Genomic DNA, 23933 nt, shown 5'->3' with positions numbered 1-23933 from the left:
TTGACCATCTAGGAAAACCTTACACTAACAAAAGAAGATCGATCGAATTAACTTAGTTTTCCGTGAAGGTTTAACAGGTGTGCGGGTCATTCGGGCTTTTAATCGTGATAAATTTGAGCAGGATCGCTTTGGAGAAGCCAATAAAGATTATACGCATACAGCGATCAAAGTATTTACGATTGTTTCCTTTATGTTACCAATCATGACCCTCATTATGAGTGGTACAAATATGGGAATTATCTGGTACGGAGCTAAATTAATTTCTAATCAAACGATGCAAGTAGGTAACTTGGTTGCATTTATGACATATGCTGCTCAAATTTTGATGAGTTTTATGATGCTTTCAATGGTATTTGTTTTGATCCCTCGTGCATCAGCATCTGCCAAACGAATTAATGAAGTTTTGGAAATGAAGAACAGTGTCAAAGATCCAGAACAGCCAATCTCAGTTAGTGAAGAAACAAAAACAGCTTCACTAGAATTTAAAAATGTCGATTTCCGCTATAAAGGGATGGATGAACTAGCAATTGATGGTGCTAATTTCAAGGCCACCGCGGGTCAAACTGTTGCAATTATTGGTGGCACTGGTTCAGGTAAATCAACGTTGGTAAGCTTAATTCCTCGTTTCTTTGATCCTGAAAAGGGTGAAATCTTAATTAACGGTACTGACATTAAAACGATGAGCCAAAAGGATGTTCATGCAAAAGTTTCCTTAGCACAACAAAAATCGGTCCTATTCCAAGGCACTGTTCGGGAAAATATGCAGTTCGGTAATCCGGATGCAACGGATGACGAGATTTGGCATGCAATGGAGATTGCTCAGGCAACAGAATTCATCCATAAAGATGAAGATGGTTTAGACGCTTGGGTAGAACAAAATGGGGATAACTTCTCCGGTGGTCAAAAGCAACGTTTAACGATTGCACGGACGTTAGTAAAACAAGCACCAGTATATGTGTTTGATGATTCATTCTCAGCACTTGATTTTAAAACGGATGCTGAACTTCGTCACTCACTGCGCGAAGATAGTCAGATTCAAAAGAGCGTGGTTGTCATTGTTGCCCAACGAATTGCAACCGTTGCTGATGCCGACCTTATCTTAGTGATTGATGATGGCAAGATTGTGGGCCAGGGTAATCATCAAGAACTCAAGGCCAATAATGAAACTTATCGGGAAATTATTGACTCACAAATTAAGAAGGGAGATCAGGCAAATGGCTAAAAATAGTGAAAAAGCACCACAACGAACTGGCGGTCATGGTGGTCATGGCGCAGGAATGGGTCGGCCAATCGAAAAACCACAACATTTCTGGAAAACGACCGGACGCTTACTTCGATATCTCTCTCCTTGGATGGTAATGGTTGTACTTGTTTTAATAATGGCTGGTGTTTCCGTTGTTCTGCAAATTAATGCACCTAAAGTTTTAGGAAAAGCTACAACGCAAATTTTTGAAGGGGTTATGAAGGGGCAGGCTCAAATGAAGGCCGGAATTGCCATTCATACCTTACCTATTAACTTTACAAAGATTGTTCATATTTTAGCGACAGTTGGAATTTTATATGGATTGTCTGCGCTGTTCAGTTTCGCGCAACAAGCTGTTATGACCCAGGTATCACAGCGGGCAGTTTACCAAATGCGTAAAGATTTTAAGGCAAAATTGCAACGCGTTCCCGTTTCTTATTATGATACCCATTCTAATGGTGATATTATGAGTCGGATGTCCAATGATATGGATAATATTTCCGGAACTTTGCAGCAGAGTTTGACTCAGTTAGTTACCAGTGTTTTCCAGTTTGTTGGTGTACTTTATATGATGCTGACAATTAGTTGGAAATTGACAATCATTGCTGTTTTAACGTTACCATTAAGCTTAATTGTGGTAGCATATGTGGCTCCTAAGTCACAAAAGTTCTTTACTGGTCAACAAAAACATTTAGGATTGTTAAATGATCAAATTGAAGAGACCTATGCAGGCCATACAGTTGTGAAGAGCTTTAATCATGAAGATAAAGCAATTCAAGATTTCAAGAAAGAAAACGATAAATATTTAAATTATTCTTGGAAGGCTCAATTCGTTTCCGGTTTAATCATGCCATTAATGAATTTTATCAAAAACTTGGGTTATGTATTTGTTGCTGTTTTTGGTGGAATTGAAGTTGCTAATGGTCAAATCACGTTAGGTAATGTGCAGGCTTTCTTGCAATATACGCAACAATTTTCACAACCAATTACTCAAATCGCCAATTTGACGAATACCATTCAGTTGACGATTGCGTCAGCAGAGCGAATTTTTGCTGTAATTGATGAACCTGAAATGGAAGAAACGCACGTCGATATTCCAGATGTTAAGAATCCAGATGCAGAAGTTGCGTTTGACCATGTTGATTTTCGATACGTGGAAGATACACCTTTAATTCAGGACTTTAATCTGAAAGTAAATTCTGGTGAAATGGTGGCCATTGTTGGACCAACTGGAGCTGGAAAAACGACAATTATTAATTTGCTCGAACGTTTTTATGATATTAAAGACGGCTCCATCAAGTTAGATGGGGTAGATACCCGCAACTTGAGTCGTCCTAAGTTACGTTCCGAATTTGCCATGGTTCTTCAGGATACGTGGCTGTTTACGGGAACAATTCGTGAAAATATCAAGTATGGTCGCGAAGATGCCACCGATGACGATATGGTTGCATCTGCCAAAGCGGCTCATGCAGATACCTTTATTCGTGAGTTGCCAAACGGTTACGATACAGTTCTTAACGAGTCTGCATCGAACATTTCACAAGGGCAACGGCAATTATTGACAATTGCGCGAGCATTCTTGGCAGATCCTAAAATTCTTATTTTAGATGAAGCGACTAGCTCGGTTGATACGCGAACAGAAGTTTTGATTCAGCATGCTATGAACAAGTTGCTTAAGGGCCGGACAAGCTTTGTGGTTGCCCATCGGCTTTCAACAATTCGGAATGCCCAAAATATCGTGGTTGTAAATCACGGTCAAATTGTTGAAACAGGGAATCATGATAGCTTGATGGAACAAAATGGTTTCTATGCTGATTTGTATAATAGTCAGTTCTCTGGTAATGAAGTTATTTAAAAGTTAAATTTTAAAAATTAAAAATCCATTATTCGTAAGTTGTTTCATAATTGAGTATGAGACAATAACTGAGTAATGGATTTTTTGTGCCTATTCAAATCGAGGAGATTAAAAATTAATGTTAGTCTACAAAAATACAGAGATCCAAATTGCAAAAATGGTTCAGGACAAAATTATTCCTGGTGTTTCATATGCCATTCTGGATCATGAACAAGTCATTCAACATATCTTGGGAAGCGCCGAAGTAGTTCCTAAACGAAAAAAATTACGAGCGGGGATGCAATATGATGTCGCGTCATTGACCAAAGTTGTGGGAACTGAAATTTTGATTGCCCAGCTGGCAGAAACTGGACTCCTTGCGTATGATGAACCGGTTTGTACGTATTTACCTAACTTTTTTGATTCACGCGTTACTGTCCGTCATTTATTAACGCACACATCAGGGATTACCGGCTACATTCCGCATCGTAATGAATTGAGTGAAGAGGCACTTTTGCAGGCGCTATTTACACTGCAAATTGGACCAGATTTTAACAAAAAAGTAGTTTATTCAGATCTTAATTATATTTTTCTAGGTTTAATTGCAGAGCGTTTTTGTCATCAGCCTGTTCAGACAGCCATTACCAAGCGCGTCCTCCAACCGCTGGGGTTAAAACAAACCGGATTCCATCCAGATCCTTTGAATTGCGTGCCTACAGAATGGTCTCCACAAACAGGCTTAATCCAAGGAGTTGTGCATGATCCTAAAGGAAGAATTTTGGGTGCCCATTGTGGATCAGCAGGGCTTTTTTCTACATTGGGAGATTTAACCCGCTTTATCGATTGGCTATTAGCGCCAGAAAAAGTTCCGGGAGTGTTATCTTCACAAAGTGTGGACCGACTTTTTAAAAATGAAACGTCTAATCCAAAACTAGTGCGTTCATTTGGTTGGGGATTGCTTTCTCAAGGAGAAGATGACCAGAAACATTGGGTATTAAAGCATAGCGGTTTTACAGGCACCATGTTGGTAGTCGATCGTCAACAAAAACGGGGGCTAGTTTTTCTTTCTAATCGTGTACATCCAACGGCGAACAATCAAGTGTATTTTAAATACCGCCAGCAAGTAATTGATGCATTTTTACAAGAAGGTTAGAAATAATCAAGCGCTTCCTGAAAGCGCTATGGTTTTATGGTAAACTGTTATTGTAATAGTAAAAAGTACTTTAAAATAGTCATCAAAGACGAAGGAGAGATAGTTTTGAGTGAACCATTATTTTTAGCTCCAGTATTTCATGAAAAAATTTGGGGCGGCAAGAAATTAGCTACTGAATTTGGATATAAGATTCCTAGTGATACAACCGGTGAATGTTGGGCAATTTCTGCTCATCCTCATGGTCCAGCAACGGTAACTAACGGGCCATACAAAGGCCTAACTTTGGATAAGGTTTGGGATCAACATCGCGAGGCTTTTGGGAACGCTAAAGGTGATGTCTTTCCGCTACTAACTAAAATCTTGGATGCAAATGATGATTTATCGGTACAAGTTCATCCAGATGATGCATATGCTGCTAAGCACGAGCATGAATTAGGAAAGACCGAGTGCTGGTATATTATTTCTGCAGAACCTGGGGCAGAACTTTACTATGGGCATAATGCAAAGAGTCGCGAAGAACTTGCTGATTGGATTAACCATGGTGAATGGAATAAATTATTCCGTCGTGTACCGGTTAAACCAGGTGAGTTCTACTACGTACCCAGTGGAACAATTCATGCCTTAGGAAAAGGAATTATGGTTTTAGAGACCCAGCAAAGTAGTGATACGACTTATCGGTTGTATGACTTTGATCGGGTTGATAAAACAACTGGTAAAAAACGTGAACTGCACTTGCAGCAGTCGATTGATGTAACGACAGTGCCACATGTTGATCCAAAATTAAATATTGAAAAAACAACGGTTGGGGATGCAGAAGTTACAACATACGTCAAACCACCAGTTTCACCACATTTTTCTGTTTATCAATGGTTATTAAAGAACGGAACGGCTACTTTCAAACGTCAAGCTGCACCTTATACATTAGTTTCTGTATTAAAGGGTGAAGGTAAAATTACAGTTGATGGTAAGAGTTACGATATTAAAAAGGGTGTGCATTTTATTTTGCCTTACCAGGTTAAAGAATGGACATTAACTGGAGATCTACAGATTATTGCAAGTGAACCAGGAGAAGAATAGCTTTAGAAAAAAACGGTTAGTTATGAATTTGAATTCATGACTAACCGTTTTTTTATAGTTTTAAAATGTTTCTGAAATTTTTAAGGCCCTTTGTTGGGTTAAATCAGCCTGTGGATATTTACGTTCCAAAGCTGTGATTAGAAGGTGTTTTGCCAAACTACCATTGCGGGTTAAAATTGGGCCATGAAAGTAAGACCCATAAACGTTCTTGTAGATCACACCTTCAGTTTTATCTTGACCATTATTACCATGACCACTTTCAACGATTCCGAGCGGCTCTTCACCTTTTCCCAGGAAGGTCATCCCATTATGATTTTCAAAACCATGATATTCTTCATGGGTACGTTTGTTTTTAATTAAGATATTGCCAATAAATCGATTGTTATCTTGGCTGAGTGTGTAATGGTCTAAAGCCCCAATTCCGGGAATCTTTTCACCGTTTGCACCAATATAATAATGACCAAGGAGTTGGTAACCACCGCAAATTGCCAATAGAGGGCCACCATCATCGATATATTTGGTCAGTTCATCTTTTTTGGAAGCAATATCTTTAGAGACAATGAGTTGTTCATAATCCTGACCGCCACCAAAGAAAACTAAATCAAAATTGTCTGCTTTGAATTCATCATCCAGACTAATTACTTTGATGTTAAGATCGGTATTCATTTGTTTGGCATAATATTTAAGGGCCAGCAAGTTACCATTATCACCATAGGTATTTAAGAGGTTGCCATATAAATGGGCAACGTTTAAGGAATAGTTCAATTAAAGTCCCTCCTTAATATAGCCTTCATCGGCCAGCTGTTTGCGTAATTGGATCATCGCAGTGTAAGTTGCAAAGACATAAACACGTTTTGTGGGTAACTCTTTGAATTTATTAACGGCGGCCTGTAAATCATGTTCAGCCCATAGCTGATCGTCAGGAACGCCAGCCACTTTTAAACGGAAGGTGACGTCTTTGTAGCGTTCGCCACCAGTCATAAATTGTTTAATGTTCATTTTGGGTAGCTTTTCAAACTCACCATCCCAAATCCAACTGGTATCCAAACCATCCGCGTAATTTGCGTTTAATAAGGTTACTAATGAAAATGGCTGGGTTTCCGTACCGACCATGTCGATCACTTGATTGAGGCCGACGGGATTTTTCACTAAAACAATTGTGATTTCTTTGTCGCCAACTTGAATTTGTTCCTGGCGACCAAAAACATGTTCATCAGGATCGTTTAAAGCCCTTGAAATTTCCACATCAGAAACACCCATGAATTTTCCAACTGAATAAGCCGCTAACGCGTTGTAGACGTTGTACAAACCACCAATATGCAAATCAAACTGGTTGCCATCAATTTTGAATGCTGAAGTCGCAGGGGTGAGTTGATCAACACTAGTTAGCTGATAATTGAGATCCGGACGTTTAAAACCACAGTGTGGACAATAATATTTACCAAGATTACTGTAAACAATGAATTTATAATGAAGAATATGCTGACAAACAGGACATAAAATGCCATCCGTGTTGACATCCGCAAGCCTTTCGCCATCAGACTGGTTATTAAAGCCATAATACTGAATTGGATTTGGTAGTTGCTTAGAATTAAAAATTGAGGCATCACCATTAGCAATAATCGTTGCGTCAGGAGCTAAGGCAACCCCATCCAGAATCTTTTGATAGGTTGTATAGATTTCGCCATAGCGATCCATTTGATCACGAAAAATGTTAGTGAATACAAATGCGAGGGGTTTAATGTATTTCGTGACCTTAATCACATTTGCTTCATCAACTTCTAGAACAGCAATTTGACGACCGTTTTTAGATTTCTTTGCGGTCAAAAAAGTTGTTACAATTCCTTGCTCCATATTAGAACCGCTGGGGTTAGTTAACACTTGACCAAATTTTTGATCGAGTACTTTGACAGTGAGCGCAGTGGTTAAAGTTTTTCCGTTGGTTCCAGTAATGATAATCACATCATAGTTTTTACCTAAAACTTTTAAAATATCAGGATCGATTTTTGTAGTTAGTTTTCCGGGGAGTGAACTTCCACCGTTGCGAAATTTATGCAAGAACCAATAAGCGGATTTTCCCGTGGCAATTGCAAGTGAACTTTTGAGTGACATATGACTCCTCCATAAAATTGATAAAAGGCTTAATACCATGAATACTAAATGTTAATTTTAAGCCCAATGATCAAAAAAAGAAAGCTATCTGGAAAAAGATGTCTAAGAAATAAGCATGAAGTAACGATGTCTAAAATTTTGGCTTTGATTGGAGATGAAATTTTCTTGGTTATCGGCTATACTAAATAGGAAGTTAATACAAAGGGAGAGACTACTTTGGCACAGTTATTTTTTCACTATGGCGCAATGAATAGCGGTAAATCGATCGAAATTTTAAAAGTTGCTCATAACTACGAGGAACAACATAAGTCGGTTGTTTTAATGACTAGCGGAATCGATACCCGTAAAAAAGTTGGCGAGATTGCCAGTCGGATTGGTTTGCATCGAACAGCGGAGCCCATCTTTGATGATACGGATATTTATAAGCGGGTTTTAGAGTTAAATCCCAATGCGGCCTGTTTATTGATTGATGAGGCGCAATTCTTAAAAAAACACCACATTTTAGAACTGGCCAAAGTGGTGGATGATTTGAACATTCCGGTCATGACCTTTGGATTGAAAAATGATTTTCGTAATGAACTATTTGAAGGTTCTAAATATTTGTTAATTTATGCGGATAAAATCGAAGAAATGAAGACGATTTGTTGGTTCTGTAAGCATAAGGCTATTATGAACTTGCGTTTTGCAAATGGTAAACCAGTGTATGAAGGTGAACAGGTTCAGATTGGTGGTAATGAGGCGTATTATCCAGTTTGTCGTCGTCATTATTTCAATCCGCCTTTGGATGAAATGAGGGAAAGTAAGTAATGAACAATTTTGTTGATAAACTGCAATCGGTTGAAGATCGCTATGATGAGTTAAACGAACTTCTAGCTGATCCAGACGTGATTTCTGACTCACAGAAATTTACAGAACTATCTAAAGAGGAAGCAAGTATTCGTGAAACGGTGGCTAAGTTTCGGGAATACAAAAAAGTAATTAAACAGATCTCAGACAATGAAGAGTTACAACGCGAAAAACTAGATTCTGAAATGGATGAGTTAGTAAAATCGGAGCTTAGTACGCAACGGGCTCAAAAAAAGGATTTAGAAGATCAGATCAAAGTTTTAATGTTACCAACGGATCCTAATGACGAAAAAAATATCATTATGGAAATTCATGGTGCTGCTGGTGGGGATGAAGCAAGTTTATTTGCTGCTGACCTTTTCAATATGTATTCACGTTACGCTGAACGGCAAAATTGGAAAGTGCAAGTAGTAGATGAGAACGCTACAGAAGTAGGTGGCTTTAAAGAAATTGTTTTAATGATTTCCGGTAGTAGTGTTTACTCGAAGCTTAAATATGAAAATGGTGCGCATCGTGTTCAGCGGATCCCATCAACTGAATCAGCAGGACGAGTGCATACCTCGACAGCAACGGTCGGCGTCATGCCTGAAGCCGAGAATGTCGATATTAAAATTGATCCCAAAGATATTCGGACGGATGTTTATCGTTCTTCTGGGGCTGGTGGTCAACATATTAACAAGACATCATCTGCGGTTCGGATGACTCATTTGCCAACGGGAATCGTTGTCGCAATGCAAGATGAACGTTCTCAACAGCAAAACCGGGTTAAAGCAATGCAGATTTTAAAAGCCCGTGTGTATGATTACTATCAAACCCAAGAACAAGATGCCTATGATGCAGAACGGAAGAGTGCGGTTGGAACGGGTGATCGTTCCGAACGAATTCGAACATATAATTATCCGCAAAACCGGGTAACTGATCATCGGATTGGGTTAAGTTTGAACAAATTAGATCGGATTATGAACGGAGAGTTAGATGAAATTATTGATGCGTTGATCTTGGATGATCAAGCAAAGAAAATGGAGAATCTTCGGAATGAATAATCCTACTTATCTAGGGGCCCTTAAGTGGGCTTTTTTGTATATAAAACCAATTAATCAACCTGGTATTGATAATGATGGAGTCCGGTTATTGTTGGCAAATATGATGCAGTGGAACAATACCCAGTTGGTTTTACATTATCGAGATCAGTTAACTGACGCAGTTTGGCAGCAATATCAAAAAAATGTGCACCAATATGCAGCGGGGGTTCCTGTTCAGTACATTACCCAGCAGGCTACATTTTATGGGAATAAGCTGTTTGTTGATTCACGAGTTTTAATTCCGCGTTTTGAAACTGAGGAGTTGGTTGAGTGGGTTTTAAATGACAATGCTGACACACCACACACAGTGCTGGATTTGGGCACTGGATCAGGAGCAATTGCCATTGCCCTGAAAAAACAGCGAGCTAATTGGCAGGTGATGGGGTCGGATATTTCTGAAGCTGCCTTGCAGGTGGCTAACCAAAATGTGAATTCACAGGGAATTATGGTTTCTTTGGTTCAAAGCGATTTGTTTCAGAATCTGGCAGCAAAGAAGTTTGATATTATTGTCTCTAATCCGCCGTACATTGCTGAATCTGAAAAAGCGGTTATGGATCCAAGCGTGGTCGAGCATGAGCCACAACAGGCGCTATTTGCAAAAAATCAAGGATTAGCAATTTATGATCAATTAAGTGAGCAAGTGGGTGAACACCTTAATAAGGGTGGCAAATTATATTGTGAGTTTGGTTATCATCAAAAAAAGGCACTAGAAAAGTTATTTAAAGAGAGCCAAACCAAGTATCAGGTGGAATTTAAAAAAGATATTACGGATCATGATCGCATGATGCGGGTAATGATTGCTAATGAAGGGAAGTCACAGGATGAAAACTGAAATATATCATGCAGATACGATTAAAGAAGCTGCTAAACAGATTCAGGCGGGGCAATTAATTGCGTTTCCCACTGAGACAGTCTATGGGCTGGGAGCCGATGCGACGAACGAAACAGCCGTTAAACAAGTTTACATAGCCAAAGGGCGCCCAAGCGATAATCCACTTATTGTGCATGTAGCAAATGTCGAAACAGTGGAAAAATATGCGCAACCCTTGTCGGAAAAAACTCGCTTATTAATGAAAACATTTTGGCCAGGACCTTTAACAATTATTTTGCAACTGAAACCAGGAGCACTTTCGAAAAGTGTCACTGGGGGATTAACAACGGCAGCCTTCAGGAATCCCCGAAACCAAACAACGCTTGATTTGATCCGAGAAGCAGGTGTGCCAATTGTGGGACCATCAGCAAATACATCAGGCAAACCTAGTCCGACAGAAGCCAAGCATGTTTACCATGATTTGCATGGTAAAATTGCGGGAATCTTAGATGATGGGCCAACTCAGATCGGTGTAGAATCGACAGTTTTGGATATGTCTGGCGATGTGCCCACAGTTTTACGTCCCGGTGGGGTGAGCGAAGAAAAATTAGAGGCTGTAATTGGAACCGTTCGTTCTGATCACCACAAAGTTGGGAAAAATGAAGTTCCTAAAGCACCCGGCATGAAATATAAACACTACGCACCAAATGCCCAAGTTTTGATTGTGGCTGATGAGCAATGGCCCGAAGCGTTGAAGTGGGCAGCAGAGCAAACAAGTCCGGTTGGCGTGATGACTACCAAGCAGGTAAGCAGCCAAAACGAAATTCCGGCTAACGGTGAGTGGTTTTCTTTGGGTGATGATGTTCAATCAGCAAGTCACAATTTGTTTGCGGGATTGCGCCACTTTGATACAGAAAGTTCCGTTGCCTATATTTTGGCTCAAAAATTTGATAAACTTGGTCTAGGCGAGGCTTACATGAATCGTCTGGAAAAATCGGCAGGGCAACAATACTTTCAAACACCTAAACAGTAGGAGGCGTTTTTTATGGATTATCAAAAGCAAGACCCTGAATTATGGGATGCAATCGCCGGTGAACAAAATCGGCAACAACACAACATTGAATTGATTGCTTCAGAAAACATTGTTTCTAAAGCGGTAAGAGCGGCACAAGGTACTGTTTTAACCAATAAATATGCTGAAGGTTATCCAGGTAAACGGTATTATGGTGGCTGTCAGTACATTGATCAGGTTGAGCAACTGGCAATTGATCGGGCCAAAAAATTGTTCGGCGCAGAATATGCGAATGTCCAACCACATTCTGGTTCTCAAGCCAATGCAGCAGCTTATGCAGCGTTTATTAAGCCCGGTGATAAAATTCTGGGAATGGATCTAAACGCTGGTGGGCATTTGACCCATGGCGCTAAGGTCAGTTTTAGTGGTAAGTTCTACCATTCTGCGAGTTATGGGATTAATTCAGAAACTGAACGCTTAGATTATGAAGCAATTCGAGAAATTGCCCAAAAAGAAAAACCTCAAATTATCGTTGCTGGAGCGTCTGCTTACAGCCGTATTATTGATTGGCAGGCTTTTAGAGACATTGCGGATGAAGTTGGCGCTTATTTAATGGTTGATATGGCACATATTGCTGGACTGGTTGCTACTGGATTACACCCATCGCCGGTTGGAATTGCGGATGTGGTCACCACCACAACGCATAAAACTTTGCGAGGACCACGAGGAGGAATGATTCTTTCTCAAGAAAAATACGCCAAAAAAATAAACTCGGCCGTTTTTCCTACAACGCAGGGTGGTCCCTTAGAACATGTGATTGCTGCTAAGGCGGTGGCGTTTGGTGAAGCTCTAAAACCAGAATTTAAAACTTATATGCAACAAGTGAAGGATAATGCCACAGCAATGGCAACGACTTTTAACAGTTCTCAACTTGTCCGGGTTGTGTCTGGGGGAACTGATAATCATTTAATGACGTTAGATTTAACAAAGACAGAATTAAATGGACAACAAGTACAAGACTTATTAGATTCCATTTTTATTACAGCTAATAAGGAAGCAATTCCGAATGAAAAACGGAGTCCATTTAAAACTAGCGGTTTACGAATTGGAACGCCCGCAATTACAACTCGTGGATTTAATGAAGAAGATTGTCAAAAAGTTGCCGAAATTATTTTAGAAGCTCTAAAAAATTATAATTCCGCGGATAAACTAGCTGAACTTAAAACTCAAGTGTTTGCATTGACAGCAAAACATCCAATTGAGGTAAATTAATTAAATTACCCCTAGTTTTTTTGTGCTAAATTAGCTACAATTGATAAAGATATTGAAGGGAGAGTGTAATTTATGGGTAAGTTCCAAGTTCTTGACCATCCATTGATTCAGCACAAGTTAACAATTATTAGAGATAAGAATTGTGGCACCAAAGTATTTAGAGAAGTTGTTAATGAAATCTCTGAGCTTATGGCTTACGAAGTTTCACGAGATATGCCATTAGAGGATGTTAAAGTCGAGACGCCAATTGGTTGGACAACCAAAAAGACACTTTCGGGTAAAAAGGTAGCTATTGTGCCAATCCTTCGGGCAGGTTTAGGTATGGTTGATGGAATGTTGGAGCTAATTCCAGCAGCTAAAGTTGGCCATATTGGAATGTACCGGGATGAGGAGACACTTAAGCCAGTTGAATATTTTGTGAAATTACCAAGTGACATTAGTGAACGACAAATTTTTGTTGTTGATCCAATGTTAGCTACTGGTGGTTCAGCAATTATGGCAATGGATGCCTTGAAGAAGCGTGGTGCAAAAGATTTACGTTTAGTTTGTTTAGTAGCTGCTCCACAGGGAGTTAAAGCTTTACAAAAAGCTCATCCTGATGTTGATATTTATACAGCAGCTTTGGATGAAAAGCTAAATGAAGATGGTTACATTGTTCCAGGTTTAGGTGACGCAGGTGATCGGTTATTTGGAACTAAGTAATTTAGTGACCAATGACTGAAGTTTGAACAGATAAAAAGCAAAAAATGGGCATCCAGTTTTTGAAAGAAAACGATGTCGATTTTTTGCTTTTTTCTGTCCCATATTTGCTTTATTTGAAACAAATGAGAATTGGTATGGTTCTGCATTAAAATGGAAAGCGCTTTAACAAGATTGCTGATTTGTCAGGGGATGAGGTAGGTTTTTTTAAAGTAAAGTAATTGCTCATTTTTTTGTATTTTTTTTGAATTGGTGGTATTATTTCATTTGTATTTCGAATAGACGTTACTGTCTGTTTATATATAATTGTTGATGTTTTAAGGCAGCTTACCTGGGAATTCTCAATAATTCATTAAGGCCATGAAAAGAGGTGATCTTCTGTGAATGGAGAGTCAGTTTCTACTTTCCAATTTTTGGGATTAACTTTTAATACAACCAACATTATTTCTGGGTTATTGGCGGCAACTATTGTTTTTGTCGTAGTTTTTGTTCTTTCGAGAAAAATACAATTGAAGCCTACTGGAAAGCAAAATGTTTTGGAGTGGATGATAGATTTCACGAATAACATTGTGCGCGGATCGGTTACAAATGGTGATGCGCCAAAATTTGGTTTGTATGCATTTACTTTGTTCCTGTTTATTTTCGTCTCTAACCAATTAGGAATGTTCTTACAAATTGGTTGGAATGGTGTAACTTATGTACGAAGCCCAACTTCAGATCCTGTCATAACGTTGACGTTGTCATTGATGACGATAATGTTTGCACATTTCTCTGGAGTTGAGAAGCTTGGATTTAAGCGGTATTTTAAAAATACGTACTTAACTCCGTTTGTGTTCTGGTTGCCGATTAGTATTTTTACTGAATTAATTGATTTCCTTACGTTAGGTTTACGTATTTATGGAGTTATCTTTTCAGGAGAAATGTTATTGAAAATTATCGGGGGCATGGCGTTCTCTGGTGGACCACTAATGACTATTGCAACCGTGCCAATTTCATTAATTTGGCAAGGCTTCTCAGTATTTTTAGGCAGTATTCAAGCATACGTGTTTGTCACATTAACGTCGGTTTATATTTCTCAGCAGGTACAAATTGAGGAATAACTAATATTTTAGGAGGATTTAAAATTATGGGAGCTATTGCAGCAGGAATTATTATGTTTGGAGCCGCTATCGGTGGTGGTATCGGTGATGCCATTGTTATTTCAAAGACACTTGAAGGAATGGCACGCCAACCAGAATTATCTGGACAATTAAGAACTACCATGTTTATCGGTGTTGGTCTTGTTGAAGCTATGCCTATTATTGCTTTCGTTGTGGCATTGTTAGTAATGAACAAGTAGTCTAATGGAACGCAAGAACATAATTAATAGGTAGAAGGAGGTGTCAATAGATGCTCTCACAGTTAGTGTTGGGTACTTCAAATACACTGTATCTTGGTGATATGTTGTTTTATGCAATTGTCTTTATCATTCTTATGTGGTTAATTAAAATTTTCGCATGGGGACCAGTTACAAAGATGATGAAAGAACGTGCAGATCGGATCGCTAATGATATTGATTCTGCAAAGAAATCACGTGAAGATGCAGCAAAATTAGCTGAACAACGAGAAGCAGCGTTGAAAAATTCTCATGCTGAAGCCTCCACGATTGTAAGTAACGCGAAGGATAATGGGAATAAACAGCGTGACCAAATTGTCACAAGTGCTCAAGAAGAAGTGCAAACCCTCAAGCAAAATGCTCAAACAAGTATTGAACAGGAGCGTAAGGATGCACTTAAGGGTGCTCAAGATGATGTGGCTAGTTTATCTATTGAAATTGCTTCTAAGATCATTCAAAAAGAATTAAATGCACAGGATCAAAAGCAGTTGATTGATTCTTATATTGAAGGGTTGGGGAAGCAAAATGAGTCTAGATAAGATGACGATTGCTAAACGCTATTCAAAAGCCCTGTTTGATTTAGCCGTTGAAAAAAATCAACTTGATTTAATTCATGATGACTTGCAACAAATCAAACAAATTTTTATTGATGTTCCGGATTTAGACCAGGTATTGGTTGATGTTCGTTTAAGCAATGAACAAAAAACCGCTATCGTTAATGATTTGAAGAAAGATGCATCAACTTACGTCAAGAATTTGGTTCAAATGCTTTATGATTACGGTCGCATAAGCAATTTTAGTGACATTATTGAGCAATTTAACAAGCTTTATGACGAGCATAATAAGACTGTTTATGCGGATTTATCTACTGCGGTTGAAATTGATTCAGATCAAAAACAGCGGTTAGCAGATCAATTTGCTAAAAATGTTGGCGCCAAAAAAGTAATTGTAAATAGTAAGATTGATCCAAGTATTATTGGCGGGGCTGTGCTGAAGTCGAATGGTTTAGTTTATGATGGCAGTATCAGTACTAAAATGGCTAAGATTAAAAAAATGTTACTTAATTAAATAAGATTTTGTAAAGAGGTGAAACTTTTATGAGCATTAAATCTGAGGAAATCAGTGCTCTAATTAAACAACAGTTAGAAGGCTATCAAGACGAGCTTAATGTTGAAGAAACAGGTACCGTTACATATGTTGGTGATGGTATTGCCCGTGCTCATGGCTTAGATAATGCACTTGCTGGTGAACTTTTAGAGTTTTCTAATGGTGTCTACGGAATGGTTCAGAACCTTGAATCAAATGATGTCGGAATTGTTATCCTTGGTAACTACGATGATATCCGTGAAGGAGATACAGTTAAGAGAACGGGACGAATCATGGAAGTTCCAGTCGGCGATGCTTTGATCGGACGAGTTGTGAACACACTTGGACAACCAATCGACGGCAAGGGTGAGATTAAAACAGATCATACACGACCTGTAGAACACAAAGCTCCAGGAGTTATGGAGCGTCAGTCAGTTAGCGAACCTTTGCAAACCGGAATCAAAGCCATCGATGCCTTAGTTCCGATTGGCCGTGGCCAACGTGAATTAATTATCGGTGACCGTAAGACTGGTAAAACATCTTTGGCTATTGATACGATTTTGAATCAAAAAGACCAAAACATTATTTGTATTTACGTAGCGATTGGCCAGAAGGAATCAACTGTACGTACTCAAGTTGAGGCCCTTGAAAAGTTTGGCGCTATGGATTACACAATTGTTTTAAGTGCTGGACCATCAGAACCGGCTCCAATGTTGTATTTGGCGCCTTATGCCGGAGCAGCAATGGGTGAGGAGTTCATGTTCAATGGCAAGCATGTTTTGATTGTGTATGATGATCTTTCAAAACAAGCGGATGCTTATCGTGAGCTTTCCTTGATTTTGAGACGTCCGCCGGGTCGTGAAGCTTATCCTGGTGACATTTTCTATACGCATTCTCGTTTACTAGAACGAGCAGCTAAATTAAGCGATAAACTTGGCGCTGGTTCAATGACAGCCTTGCCATTCGTTGAAACAAAAGCCGGAGATATTTCAGCTTATATTCCAACCAACGTAATTTCTATCACTGATGGACAGATCTTCTTGGATAGTGATTTATTCTATTCAGGAACTCGTCCAGCGATTGATGCTGGATCTTCTGTATCTCGAGTTGGTGGAGATGCACAGATTAAGGCTATGAAACGTGTTGCTGGTACTTTACGTTTGGATCTTGCTTCTTATCGTGAGTTGGAATCATTTTCTCAATTTGGTTCTGATTTGGATGATGCCACAAAAGCTAAATTAGCACGTGGTAGTCGGACTGTAGAAGTTTTGAAACAACCATTACACAAACCACTTGCGGTTGAGCATCAAGTATTAATTTTGTATGCATTGACACATGGCTTCTTGGATAAAGTTGCTGTTGATGATGTTTTACGTTTCCAAGATGAACTATTTGATTATATCGATGGTTCACATAACGATTTGTTGGATGTTATCCGTAAAACTGGGGACTTACCAGATACTGATAAGTTTGATGCTGCAATTCAAGAATTTGCAGATCAATTTCAACCTACAAAAGAAGCAGACAAAAGTGCTGCTAAGTAAAACAAATGCTTTTAATTGACAGAAAGTGGTGAGAAAAAATGGCAGTTTCAGAACAAGATGTTCTCAGACGAATTGACTCCACTAAGAAGACCAGACAAATTACCACTGCGATGCAAATGGTTTCAACCGCAAAGTTGTCTCAGATACAAAAACATACTTCTGGATATCAAGTTTATGCAGAAAAAGTTGAGAGTATCGTTGCCCATCTTGCTAAATCACATTTAATTAAAGCTAATTCATCCACTGGAGAACCAAAAAATTCTGATTCAGAAGATAATATTTCAGCAGATGATTTGTTAATACAGCGACCAGTAAAAAAAGTTGGTTTCCTAGTAATTACATCTGATCGTGGATTGGTTGGTAGTTATAATAGTTCAGTTCTTAAACAAACTGAAGATTTTATTAAATCTACTGGGCATTCTACTGAGGATAGTGTGATCTTAGCTGTTGGTGGAACTGGCGCCGATTTTTATAAGGGACGTGATATGAACGTTGCTTATGAATATCGAGGCGTGAGTGATGTTCCAACTTTTAATGAAGTTCGTGAGATCGTCAAAACTGTTACTTCGATGTATTCGAACCAGGTGTTTGATGAACTTTATGTTTGTTATAATCATTTTGTAAATCGCATGACAAATAGATTTCATTCAATTAAGATGTTGCCAATTAGTGATGCTTTAGTTAAGAGTCAGGACAAAAAGGCTGAAGAGGGCAAAAAAGAAATAATGCCGGAATATGAAACAGAACCTTCAGAGGCTGTTTTATTGCAGGATATTTTGCCTCAATATGCTGAAAGTCTAGTTTATGGTGCCATTCTTGATGGCAAAACTGCTGAGCATGCGTCAAGCTCAACCGCTATGCAAACTGCTTCTGATAACGCTAAAGATTTGATATCGTCACTACAATTGCAATATAATCGTGCAAGACAAAGTGCGATTACCACCGAAATTACTGAAATTACCGGTGGTCAAGCTGCGTTAGAATAAATTTAGATTGGAGGAATTAACTAATAATGAGTACTGGTAAAGTTGTTCAGGTTATCGGACCTGTTATTGACGTTGAATTTCCTCTGGATGGTAATTTACCTGATATTAATAATGCTTTAAACATCAAAAAACTTGATGGTAGTATCTTAGTTGCCGAAGTTGCGCTTGAACTTGGTGATGGCGTTGTTCGAACAATCGCTATGGATGGTACTGATGGTTTACAACGAGGGGCAGAAGTTGAGGACACTGGTTCTTCAATTACAGTTCCTGTTGGTGATAAAACATTAGGTCGGGTTTTCAACGTCCTTGGAGATACAATTGATAATGGTGAAGAATTTGGACCAGAAGCAAAACGGAACCCTATTCATCGAGATCCACCAAAGTATGACGAACTAAATCCCAGCATGGAGATTTTGGAAACAGGAATCAAAGTTATTGATTTACTGGCTCCTTACATTCGTGGTGGTAAAGTCGGATTATTCGGTGGTGCCGGTGTTGGGAAAACCGTTCTAATTCAAGAATTAATTCATAATATTGCACAGGAACACAATGGTATTTCTGTATTTACGGGTGTTGGTGAACGAACTCGTGAAGGAAATGATTTGTACTTTGAAATGAAGGCATCGGGTGTTCTTGAAAAGACCGCCATGGTGTATGGTCAGATGAATGAGCCGCCTGGTGCTCGTATGCGGGTTGCTTTAACCGGTTTAACAATTGCGGAATACTTCCGTGATGTTGAGGGTCAAGACGTGTTATTGTTTATCGATAACATTTTCCGATTTACACAAGCTGGTTCTGAAGTATCCGCATTACTTGGCCGAATTCCATCAGCCGTTGGTTATCAACCAACTTTGGCTACTGAAATGGGTCAACTTCAGGAACGGATTACATCAACGAAGAAGGGGTCAATTACCTCTATTCAGGCTGTGTATGTTCCTGCTGATGATTATACTGATCCTGCTCCTGCAACAACATTCGCGCATTTGGATGCAACAACTAACTTGGAACGAAGCTTAACTCAACAAGGAATTTATCCTGCTGTTGATCCTTTGGCTTCAACTTCGAGTGCTTTGGATCCTGCCGTTGTTGGTGAGGAACATTATAAAGTAGCTACTGATGTTCAGCATGTTTTGCAACGTTACCGTGAGTTGCAAGATATCATTTCTATTTTAGGAATGGATGAATTGTCTGATGAAGAGAAGACAATCGTTGGACGTGCTCGTAGAATTCAGTTCTTCTTGTCACAGAATTTCTCTGTTGCTGAACAGTTTACTGGTAAACCTGGATCTTATGTTCCGGTTGAAGAAACAGTAAAGGGCTTCGAGGGAATTCTTGAAGGTAAATATGATGATTTACCTGAAGATGCCTTTAATGGTGTTGGTAATATTGATGAAGTCGTTGAGAAGGCTAAGCAATTAACTAGTGCCACTAGTAAATAAGGGGGAGTTCTAATTGGCTGATAAACCAAAATTAACCGTTAGTATCGTGACTCCTGATGGTCAAGTTTATGAAGGAACTTCCACTATGCTGGTTGTCAAAACTAAAGATGGTCAGCTTGGAATCATGCCTAACCATGTTCCCATTATTGCGTCGCTAGCAATTGATGAAGTGCGGATTCAACATGAAAACACTACTAAAGAAGATGCAGTTGCTGTTAATGGTGGTTTTGTCGAGTTCTCTGACAATACTGCAACTATTGTAGCTGATACTGCTGAAAATGAGTCTGATATTGATGTTGCTCGTGCAGAAAGTGCGCGTCAACGGGCTCAAGAAACTATTCGAAAAGCTCAAGATGCTCATGATAATTCACAATTGCGTCGTGCGCAGATTTCTTTGCGTCGAGCAGTTAACCGAATTAACGTTTCAAAACATTAAAATTAGCAAAAGAGTTATACAACCATACGTGTTGTATAACTCTTTTTTTATTATCTAAAAAAATGAGGTTCTCACGCGAAATTTTAGTATGGATATGATACTATTGTAATAAATCGTAAGTTTAAGAGGCTATTATGAATTTATTTGGTATTCAATCGTTACTAACATTGATCTGTTATTTTTTCTTTACCCTTATTTCCTTTTGGGCAATTCAAGGAGTTCATTTGGAGAGGTTTTTGCACTATTCAACTCCAAATCAGTATAAAGTCCTGATTGTCTTATTATCGATTGGATTAGGGTATTTAAGCAGTTCATTTTTCTTGGAGTTAATTAACAATATTAGAAATTTAGGTTACTTATTAAAATAGTGGAGGTTTCGGTCGTGGATAAGATTATTGTTAAGGGCGGCAATCAACTCAGAGGTACTGTCAAAATTGAAGGTGCAAAAAATGCGGTCCTGCCAATTTTAGCGGCCAGTATTTTAGCAAGCAAGGGCCAATTAGAGTTAAGCAACGTACCGATTCTTTCAGATGTTTACACAATGAACAATGTTTTACGTTTTTTAAATATTGACGTGGAATTTTCAGAAAATCAACATGAAATTAAAATGGATGCGACTAAGCAGATTTCTACAGAAGCACCATTTGAATATGTTTCTAAAATGCGTGCTTCCATTGTTGTAATGGGGCCATTACTTGCAAGAACAGGACATGCAAAGGTAGCGATGCCTGGTGGTTGTGCCATCGGAACTCGACCGATTGATCTTCATTTAAAAGGGCTAACTGCTTTGGGTGCGCATATTACTCAAAAAGATGGATACATAGAAGCTAGTGCAGATAGATTAGTCGGAACTAACATCTATTTAGATTTTCCAAGTGTCGGAGCAACACAAAACATTATGATGGCAGCTACTTTGGCGGAAGGGACAACGACGCTCGAAAATGCTGCTTGTGAGCCAGAAATTGTGGACTTGGCAATGGTTTTAAATAAAATGGGTGCTCATGTTATCGGAGCAGGTACCGAATCAATTCGAATTGAGGGAGTCCAAGAGCTTCATGGAACCACTCATGCGGTTGTGCAAGATCGAATTGAAGCTGGTACTTTTATGGTGGCAGCGGCTGCAACTAAAGGTGATGTTCTAGTTCAGGATGCGATTTCTGAACACAATAAGCCTTTGATTTCCAAAATGCGTGAGATGGGCGTGACGGTAATTGATGAAGACGATGGTGTTCGGGTTATTGGCCCAGAAAAACTGAAACCAGTTTCAATTAAGACGCTTCCTCATCCGGGTTTTCCAACGGATATGCAGCCACAGATCTCTGTACTTCAGCTATTAGCACAGGGTACAAGTACGTTAACAGAAACTGTTTTTGAAAATCGATTCATGCATTTGGAAGAACTTCGGCGGATGAATGCGCAATATAAAATTGAAGGATCTTCTGTGATTATGCATGGGCCAACGGATTTCAGTGGTGCAGAGGTTGCTGCAACTGATTTACGTGCGGGAGCCGCATTAGTAATTGCAGGACTAGTGGCAAAAGGATACACACAAGTTACGAATTTGAAGTATTTAGATCGGGGTTATTACAATTTCCATGGTAAATTAAGTGCTTTGGGTGCGCAGATTAAACGGGTTTCGGATGCAAACACGACAGTAACGGTTAAAAATTAAGTTTTTATTTAAAATATTAAATCAACGGTCAATTAGGAATGCAAAAATTGCATGCTAATTGGCCGTTACTTTTGGATTTAGGCTCCAATATTAAGGTTTTGAGTGGTGTTTGGAATATGCTATAATTAGCAGTTGTGTTGAGTAGATTGAAAGGAGATGGTCAAAGTGAAACGCGTTTTTTTAATATTGGTAAGATTGTACCAAAAATTAATTTCGCCACTTTTACCACCAAGTTGTAGGTACTATCCAACATGTTCCAATTACATGATTGTGGCCATTCAAAAACGAGGTGCCTTAAAAGGTAGTTTGATGGGGACAGCACGCATTTTACGATGTAATCCCTTTGTGAAGGGCGGTTATGATCCAGTTCCGGATTATTTTACTTTAAAACGTAATCCGCATCCAGATAAAAAAATATTGAATTAGTCATTGTGGAGGAAAATATGTCAAAAAAAGAACAGAGCGTTAAAGTACAATTAGAAGAAAAAGAAGTTGGGGGTCAAACGATTCAACAACTTTTTATAGCTAAAAATTTAGTTGGTGAAATCACACCTAAAGACAATGAATTTGCCACTCATCTTATTGGTGGGGGAGATTTTGTTGCTAAATCACTAGACGATGCGGTTGAATGGGTGTTACAAGAATATAATTTGCATCAATAAACTGAAGTTTGGCTAAGGAAGGATCTTTGTTTTGGATAACGATTCACGAGTTAGAAGACGGGAAGGCGATTCCCGAATTGATTATGGTATTATTTTTTCCGTTTTAATGTTGGCTCTGATTGGTTTGGCTTCTATTTACGTGGCAGCTACTCATGATACTAGTGGTGTGAGTGTCAAAAGTCAGGTGCTGTCGCAACTAGTCTGGTATGCTTTGGGTGTCGCACTAGTTGTGATTATTATGCAATTTGATTCAAGGCAACTGTGGCGACTGGCACCATACGCGTATTGGTTCGGTATTTTTCTCCTTGTGGCGGTTTTACTGTTTTACAGTAGATCGTACGCGGCAAGTACCGGAGCTAAAAGTTGGTTTGCAATCGGTCCCTTTACATTTCAGCCTTCTGAAGTTATGAAGCCGGCGTATATTCTTATGATGTCAAAGATAATTACGGACTTTAATGCGAAACATAAACACCGTACGGTTCGTTCGGATTGGCATCTAATTGGGCAAATGGTTTTATGGACTTTGCCAATTCCAATCTTGCTGATTTTACAGCATGATTTTGGAACAATGTTGGTGTTCATTGCAATTTTTGCAGGATTAGTTATCGTGTCCGGAATCACTTGGCGTATCTTAGTACCAGCATTTGTAACGGCCACCATCCTGGCTAGCAGTACATTAATGTTAGTTGTGAGTGATTGGGGACGAAGCATTTTATCGCACGTCGGATTCGAGAGTTATCAGTTTGATCGAATTGATACTTGGTTACATCCTGCAACGGATACGACAAATGCTGGATACCAGCTGTGGCAAAGCATTAAGGCGATTGGCTCTGGCCAGATTTTTGGTAAAGGGTTTAATGTGTCAAATGTTTACGTACCAGTTAGAGAATCAGATATGATTTTTTCAGTTATTGGTGAAAATTTTGGGTTTATCGGTAGTGTCATTTTGATCTTGTTATATATGCTTTTAATATATCAAATGATTCGAGTAACTTTTGATACAAAAAATGCATTTTATGCTTACATCGCTGCCGGCACAATTATGATGATTTTATTCCATGTTTTTGAAAACATTGGCATGAACATTGGATTGCTACCATTGACTGGGATTCCGCTTCCATTCGTCAGTCAAGGGGGGTCGGCCTTGATTGGAAATATGATTGGAATTGGGTTGATCATGTCGATGAGATTTCATCATAATTCCTACAGCAGATTACAGAGAACGGATTTTTGATTTAAAAATTAAAATTAGCAGTTGACAGATTAAAAATGAGTGAGTATACTTCATTTAACAGCAAAACATTAAAGCAAGATGAGTAAGTTGAAGACTACTTTAAGAGAGTTCCCAAGGGTGAGAAGGAACAGCAAGTTCAATGGAAGATGGTCTTGATTGAATTGGTATTTACGAGCGGTTTGTGAGTGAATACTGGGTGCGCCCATTATAGCGTCAGAGTTGTTTGACTCGTTAAGGCTAGCTTTGAGAGAAGTTAGTAAATTTGGGTGGTATCACGGAAGATAAGTCTTTCGTCCTTGTTGATTTATTTCAGCGGGATGAAAGACTTTTTTGTGGGTCTCTGTCAAATCGTATTGGT

24 protein-coding genes and 1 pseudogene are annotated in these 23933 nt (G+C 39.0%); 23 read left to right on the top strand and 2 right to left on the bottom strand.

What is annotated here, in order from left to right; translation table 11 throughout:
- Positions 1 to 28: 28 nt before the first annotated feature.
- The 4 genes and pseudogenes from IV84_RS04785 to manA form a co-directional block, all read left to right on the top strand.
- Positions 29 to 1222, top strand: a pseudogene (locus tag IV84_RS04785) (ABC transporter ATP-binding protein); the annotation flags it as partial.
- On the top strand, positions 1215 to 3098 hold the full coding sequence (locus tag IV84_RS04780) for an ABC transporter ATP-binding protein (RefSeq protein WP_046872225.1): 1884 nt from the start codon (positions 1215 to 1217) through the stop codon (positions 3096 to 3098). The pseudogene IV84_RS04785 and the gene IV84_RS04780, both read left to right, overlap by 8 nt.
- Positions 3099 to 3216: 118 nt before the next feature.
- Complete coding sequence (locus tag IV84_RS04775) at positions 3217 to 4230, top strand: serine hydrolase domain-containing protein (protein ID WP_046872226.1); 1014 nt, start codon at positions 3217 to 3219, stop codon at positions 4228 to 4230.
- 105 nt (positions 4231 to 4335) lie between these two features.
- Entirely contained in the window at positions 4336 to 5307 is a 972-nt protein-coding gene (manA, locus tag IV84_RS04770; RefSeq protein WP_046872227.1) for a mannose-6-phosphate isomerase, class I, read from the top strand.
- Between the two features lie 60 nt (positions 5308 to 5367).
- Here the strand turns inward: manA and IV84_RS04765 are convergent, their stop codons facing one another.
- Both IV84_RS04765 and IV84_RS04760 read right to left on the bottom strand, forming a co-directional pair.
- Positions 5368 to 6072 (bottom strand): type 1 glutamine amidotransferase, encoded by a 705-nt coding sequence (locus IV84_RS04765; protein ID WP_046872228.1) that lies wholly within the window; start codon positions 6070 to 6072, stop codon positions 5368 to 5370.
- The gene (locus IV84_RS04760) at positions 6073 to 7419 is read right to left on the bottom strand and encodes a Mur ligase family protein (RefSeq protein ID WP_046872229.1); all 1347 of its coding nucleotides are present in this window, start codon (positions 7417 to 7419) and stop codon (positions 6073 to 6075) included.
- Between the two features lie 216 nt (positions 7420 to 7635).
- Here IV84_RS04760 and IV84_RS04755 point away from each other — a divergent pair, with 216 nt between their 5' ends.
- From IV84_RS04755 to IV84_RS04665, 19 genes are all read left to right on the top strand, one after another.
- Entirely contained in the window at positions 7636 to 8226 is a 591-nt protein-coding gene (locus IV84_RS04755) for a thymidine kinase (protein ID WP_046872230.1), read from the top strand.
- Complete coding sequence (gene prfA / locus IV84_RS04750; protein WP_046872231.1) at positions 8226 to 9308, top strand: peptide chain release factor 1; 1083 nt, start codon at positions 8226 to 8228, stop codon at positions 9306 to 9308. The genes IV84_RS04755 and prfA overlap by 1 nt, the downstream gene beginning before the upstream one ends.
- Positions 9301 to 10179, top strand: a complete 879-nt coding sequence (gene prmC / locus IV84_RS04745; protein ID WP_046872232.1) for a peptide chain release factor N(5)-glutamine methyltransferase — start codon at positions 9301 to 9303, stop codon at positions 10177 to 10179. The genes prfA and prmC overlap by 8 nt, the downstream gene beginning before the upstream one ends.
- Positions 10169 to 11191, top strand: coding sequence for an L-threonylcarbamoyladenylate synthase (locus IV84_RS04740; RefSeq protein ID WP_046872233.1), 1023 nt, complete (start codon positions 10169 to 10171; stop codon positions 11189 to 11191). Before prmC ends, IV84_RS04740 begins: the two co-directional genes overlap by 11 nt.
- Before the next feature lie 12 nt (positions 11192 to 11203).
- The gene (gene glyA, locus IV84_RS04735; protein ID WP_046872234.1) at positions 11204 to 12442 is read left to right on the top strand and encodes a serine hydroxymethyltransferase; all 1239 of its coding nucleotides are present in this window, start codon (positions 11204 to 11206) and stop codon (positions 12440 to 12442) included.
- Positions 12443 to 12514: 72 nt separating this feature from the next.
- Complete coding sequence (upp, locus tag IV84_RS04730) at positions 12515 to 13144, top strand: uracil phosphoribosyltransferase (protein ID WP_046872235.1); 630 nt, start codon at positions 12515 to 12517, stop codon at positions 13142 to 13144.
- 377 nt (positions 13145 to 13521) lie between these two features.
- Positions 13522 to 14241, top strand: a complete 720-nt coding sequence (gene atpB, locus IV84_RS04725) for a F0F1 ATP synthase subunit A (RefSeq protein ID WP_046872488.1) — start codon at positions 13522 to 13524, stop codon at positions 14239 to 14241.
- 26 nt (positions 14242 to 14267) lie between these two features.
- Positions 14268 to 14480 carry a F0F1 ATP synthase subunit C gene (gene atpE / locus IV84_RS04720; protein ID WP_046872489.1) on the top strand — a complete coding sequence of 71 codons (213 nt, stop codon included), beginning with the start codon at positions 14268 to 14270 and terminating at the stop codon, positions 14478 to 14480.
- Between the two features lie 50 nt (positions 14481 to 14530).
- Positions 14531 to 15055 carry a F0F1 ATP synthase subunit B gene (gene atpF, locus IV84_RS04715; RefSeq protein WP_046872490.1) on the top strand — a complete coding sequence of 175 codons (525 nt, stop codon included), beginning with the start codon at positions 14531 to 14533 and terminating at the stop codon, positions 15053 to 15055.
- Complete coding sequence (gene atpH / locus IV84_RS04710) at positions 15042 to 15584, top strand: ATP synthase F1 subunit delta (RefSeq protein ID WP_046872491.1); 543 nt, start codon at positions 15042 to 15044, stop codon at positions 15582 to 15584. Before atpF ends, atpH begins: the two co-directional genes overlap by 14 nt.
- A 29-nt stretch (positions 15585 to 15613) precedes the next feature.
- Positions 15614 to 17146 carry a F0F1 ATP synthase subunit alpha gene (atpA, locus tag IV84_RS04705; RefSeq protein ID WP_046872492.1) on the top strand — a complete coding sequence of 511 codons (1533 nt, stop codon included), beginning with the start codon at positions 15614 to 15616 and terminating at the stop codon, positions 17144 to 17146.
- Between the two features lie 38 nt (positions 17147 to 17184).
- Positions 17185 to 18132, top strand: a complete 948-nt coding sequence (locus IV84_RS04700) for a F0F1 ATP synthase subunit gamma (RefSeq protein ID WP_046872493.1) — start codon at positions 17185 to 17187, stop codon at positions 18130 to 18132.
- A 26-nt stretch (positions 18133 to 18158) separates the two neighbouring features.
- Complete coding sequence (gene atpD / locus IV84_RS04695; RefSeq protein ID WP_056986181.1) at positions 18159 to 19571, top strand: F0F1 ATP synthase subunit beta; 1413 nt, start codon at positions 18159 to 18161, stop codon at positions 19569 to 19571.
- 13 nt (positions 19572 to 19584) lie between these two features.
- Positions 19585 to 20007, top strand: a complete 423-nt coding sequence (locus IV84_RS04690) for a F0F1 ATP synthase subunit epsilon (protein WP_046872495.1) — start codon at positions 19585 to 19587, stop codon at positions 20005 to 20007.
- Between the two features lie 134 nt (positions 20008 to 20141).
- Positions 20142 to 20375 (top strand): DUF1146 family protein, encoded by a 234-nt coding sequence (locus IV84_RS04685; RefSeq protein ID WP_046871401.1) that lies wholly within the window; start codon positions 20142 to 20144, stop codon positions 20373 to 20375.
- A 14-nt stretch (positions 20376 to 20389) separates the two neighbouring features.
- On the top strand, positions 20390 to 21679 hold the full coding sequence (gene murA, locus IV84_RS04680; RefSeq protein ID WP_046871400.1) for a UDP-N-acetylglucosamine 1-carboxyvinyltransferase: 1290 nt from the start codon (positions 20390 to 20392) through the stop codon (positions 21677 to 21679).
- 165 nt (positions 21680 to 21844) lie between these two features.
- Positions 21845 to 22105 (top strand): membrane protein insertion efficiency factor YidD, encoded by a 261-nt coding sequence (gene yidD, locus IV84_RS04675; protein WP_046871399.1) that lies wholly within the window; start codon positions 21845 to 21847, stop codon positions 22103 to 22105.
- A 17-nt stretch (positions 22106 to 22122) separates the two neighbouring features.
- Positions 22123 to 22341 (top strand): DUF2969 domain-containing protein, encoded by a 219-nt coding sequence (locus IV84_RS04670; RefSeq protein WP_046871398.1) that lies wholly within the window; start codon positions 22123 to 22125, stop codon positions 22339 to 22341.
- Between the two features lie 31 nt (positions 22342 to 22372).
- Positions 22373 to 23575 carry an FtsW/RodA/SpoVE family cell cycle protein gene (locus IV84_RS04665; protein ID WP_056986180.1) on the top strand — a complete coding sequence of 401 codons (1203 nt, stop codon included), beginning with the start codon at positions 22373 to 22375 and terminating at the stop codon, positions 23573 to 23575.
- The last annotated feature ends 358 nt before the right edge of the window (positions 23576 to 23933 follow it).

Origin of the sequence: Pediococcus damnosus (assembly GCF_001437255.1) — a bacterium.
Taxonomy (GTDB): domain Bacteria; phylum Bacillota; class Bacilli; order Lactobacillales; family Lactobacillaceae; genus Pediococcus; species Pediococcus damnosus.
This window is presented reverse-complemented; position numbering and strand designations above follow the sequence as displayed.